This window comes from Parendozoicomonas verongulae (assembly GCF_009711465.1).
GTDB classification, from domain to species: Bacteria; Pseudomonadota; Gammaproteobacteria; order Pseudomonadales; family Endozoicomonadaceae; genus Sansalvadorimonas; species Sansalvadorimonas verongulae.
Genome location: NZ_SMME01000434.1, coordinates 1 through 856, shown reverse-complemented (window position 1 = coordinate 856; position 856 = coordinate 1). Strand labels below are relative to the sequence as shown.

The window sequence follows — 856 nt, the reverse complement described above, 5'->3', positions numbered from 1 at the left end:
CAAGAGCAGACCTCTTCCCTCTATTCCGTTGCAGCCATTAGCTGTGATATCAACAGGAAGCATTGCCATACACCCTGCAAACAGCATACATATCCACCCCGGTGAAACCACATCTTGCACCGTCAACAGGTCGACCGAGCGCCAACTTGTGCATTGCCGTGGAAAAAAACAAAGAACCCAAGTCACACTCACGGGATCAACGGCTGTACAACATCTGGCAGTTGAAGCGGGTGCAACAACATGGATCAGGAATCCATCTACCCTTTGTCACATTTCCAGTAACAATGAGATTCCTGACATTTTATGCACGCCTCCTTCTTCACCTCCTCTTCTGAACACTCTATTTCCAGAGTTTTCGGACCTGGAGCAGAGTGACACTCTACTTTCAGAGTTATCTTATTTGTTGCAGGATGATGTATTTCAGACTGTTCTTTGCGCCAGTGCAGGGGGGGGCGCACTCGATACAGATAGCACTCTTACTGAAATGAGTCCGACTCCGCCTGACAGCGATCAGCATCAGCGGCCTGCGAATACCTCCGGGATGCACACCAGACACAAACGCACCTGCACAAAGGTCAGGCCCTATGTCTGTGACCATGACGGATGCAATAAGTCTTTCACCCTGCCCAGTGATCTCACCAAACACAAGCGCATCCACACAGGGGTCAGGCCCTACGCCTGTGATCAGGACGGTTGCAACTGGCGTTTTTCCCAATCCAGCGATCTCACCGTCCACAAGCGTATCCACACAGGGGACAGGCCCTACGTCTGTGACAAGGACGGTTGCAACAAGCGCTTTTCCCAATCCAGCGATCTCACCGTTCATAAGCGCACCCACACAGGGGTCAGGCCCTAC

1 protein-coding gene is annotated in these 856 nt (G+C 51.9%); it reads right to left on the bottom strand.

The window, feature by feature from the left end; genetic code table 11:
* Positions 1-391: 391 nt before the first annotated feature.
* A partial coding sequence (locus tag E1189_RS24510; protein WP_230459896.1) for a hypothetical protein occupies positions 392-856 on the bottom strand: 465 nt, incomplete at its 5' end.